Origin of the sequence: Actinosynnema sp. NPDC023658 (assembly GCF_040639995.1) — a bacterium.
In the GTDB taxonomy this organism is placed as follows: domain Bacteria; phylum Actinomycetota; class Actinomycetes; order Mycobacteriales; family Pseudonocardiaceae; genus Actinosynnema.
Map to the genome: position 1 here is coordinate 1 of NZ_JBFAAX010000868.1, position 2,321 is coordinate 2,321.

At 73.1% G+C, this 2,321-nt stretch carries 2 protein-coding genes and 1 pseudogene; all 3 read left to right on the forward strand.

Going from position 1 to position 2,321, the window contains the following annotated elements:
* Positions 1-179 precede the first annotated feature (179 nt).
* Positions 180-485 carry a DUF6403 family protein gene (locus AB0G02_RS35760; protein ID WP_360803550.1) on the forward strand — a complete coding sequence of 102 codons (306 nt, stop codon included), beginning with the start codon at positions 180-182 and terminating at the stop codon, positions 483-485.
* Positions 478-1,851 carry a hypothetical protein gene (locus AB0G02_RS35765; RefSeq protein WP_360803553.1) on the forward strand — a complete coding sequence of 458 codons (1,374 nt, stop codon included), beginning with the start codon at positions 478-480 and terminating at the stop codon, positions 1,849-1,851. The genes AB0G02_RS35760 and AB0G02_RS35765 overlap by 8 nt, the downstream gene beginning before the upstream one ends.
* A pseudogene (locus AB0G02_RS35770) lies at positions 1,848-2,321 on the forward strand (hypothetical protein); the annotation flags it as partial. The gene AB0G02_RS35765 and the pseudogene AB0G02_RS35770, both read left to right, overlap by 4 nt.

The window sequence follows — 2,321 nt, forward strand, 5'->3', positions numbered from 1 at the left end:
GATGAACGCGTTGATTGTACGTGTTCATCTGTCCGGGGATTGTGGTGACCTGAGGTTGCGGCTGGGTGATCTGGCCGCTTCGTGCAGTGACAATTCGGTGTTCGGTGTGTACGGCCGAACGCGATCTTGGACAATCGGCCCACCTGCCCGGCCTATCCGACCACTTGGAGTACCCACGCATGACCTGGTTGATCTGGCCGATCGGCGTGGCGCTCCTCATCGCCGCCGGATTCGCCGCGGCGGCGGTGCCGCGATGGCGTGCCCGCGAACGCGGGAAGCTCGTCGCGTGGTCTACCGCGCGTGCCGCGATCAACAGCGCGACGATCAGCCGGGACGCGGCGCGCACCGACATCGCCGAGGCGGAACGGCTGCTGGCCCGCGCCGAGCTGATCGCCGCCGGCGGTGGCGGGGCGGTGGCGGCCCGGACCGCCACCGAGTGCGCGGAGCGGGCCGACGCGCTGTGGCGGCGGGCTGCCGGTGGCTGAGCGGCGGGTGAGCGCGGGTCGACGACGACACCGGGCCGAGTGGCTGCGCTGGGGTTCACTGGCCGCCGCAGTGGCCGTCGTGGTGGTCTTCCTGCTCTCCCAGGGACAGGACATCGACGTCAGCTACGGGCAGTCCCCGGCATCGTCCGACGCGGTCGCCGAGGGCGGGGCCGGTGAGCTGGGCGACGTGACCGTGCCGTCGGTGGACGAGATGGCGGCACTCGTGCGCGCCGACGACGTGGTGCGACTGCCGGGGGCCATCGCGTCCTGGGACGAGCGGCGCGTCCGGGAGGCCGTCGGGGACGCCGAAGTCCGCATCCTCGTCGCACCGCCCGGTTTGGACGAGGACGAGCGCGACCGCGTCCGCGACGTGGACGACGCGACGGTCCGGGTGATCGGCACCGAGGTGACGGGCGGGATCTACCAGGCGTCGGCCGACTCGGCGGTCGGCTGGCGGGCACAATTCGCCGTCGGCGACGTGACCGACCAGATGGTGGCGTTGATCGCGCAGCTGCGGGACCGACCGGCGCCGGAGGCCGTGGACCAGTTCGACTGGCGCGACCCGGACGAGGCCGAGCTGGCTGCCGTCGCCGCCGACCTGCGCGCCACCGGCGTGCACGTCGGCGCCGGGGCGACGCTCGACGGCATTCCCGAGGATCTCGCGGCCTCGGCGTTCCCGGACCGACGCGCGTGGTACGTCGTGCTGCCGCGCCAGCCGTTCGGCGAACCGGTGCCCCGGTACGGTCCCGCGCTCGCCGAGCTGTTCCCGGACACGCCCGTCGTGGTGGTGTACGGGTGGTGGATCGAGTACCACGGCCCGCACGCGGGCGATTTCGACGAGGTCGTCGGCGCGAGCTTCTACGCTCAGCTCGGCGAGCGGCTCAGCCTGTACGACTACCCCCAGCGCAACGTGCTGGCCGGCTACCTCGCCCGGGTCACCGACGTGCGCTACGCGGGCCTGTTCGACCGGCCCCTGCCGTACCGGCCGTTCGACCCGCTGCGGGTGGCGCTGCCCGCGTTGCCGTGGCTGTTCACCGCGTGCGTCGCGGTGTACCTGGTGCTGTCGGCGCGGCCCCTGCTCCGGAGATCCGGCGCAGGGGCACGGACCGGCGTGAACGCCCGCCTGGCCGGCCTCACCGCACTGGCCATCGAGGTGTCCGGGCTGACCGACGTGAGCGGGAACCCTTCCCTGACCAGGGCGATCGGCAAGCTGGGCGCGGCGGGTGAGGCGCTGGCCCGGAACCTGCCGGACCGGCACGTGCGGTCCCTGCTGGACGATGCGGAGGCCGAGTTGGACGACACCGCCCGATCGCTGGGCCGGGCCGACTACCGCCCGGACTCCTACCTCTCGGAGAGGCTCGCGTGAAGCGCTCCCTCGGCACGCCCTTCGGTGTCGCGGTCCTCGGTTGCCTGCTCCTCGCCGGGTGGGCGGTGTGGTCCGGGGGCGTGCAGGACGGCCCGATCGCGCGGCAGGTCCGCTCGTCCTCCGTCTACGCCGCGCCCGGTGTGGAGGTGGACCGGGCGGCGGCCGAGCGGGTCATCGGCAACCGGAGGCTGGTCGTGCTGCTGCTGGAGCCGGGGGCCGATCGGCCGCAGGGGTGCCGCGACGTCCGGCACGCGGCCGAGGGCACGCTCGTCCTGGTGCTCAGCCAGGCGGACGACGAGTACGACACCTACGGCTGCGCGCTCATCCCTGGCCGGGACGACGAGAACTTCGGCCGCGCGGCGGTCGCGGAGATGACCATCGGCCGCGGCATCGACCAGTTCGCCGACCGGCCGGTGGAGGCGTTGAAGATCGTGGTGGTCAACTACGACCTGCTCGTCAAGGCGGGCACC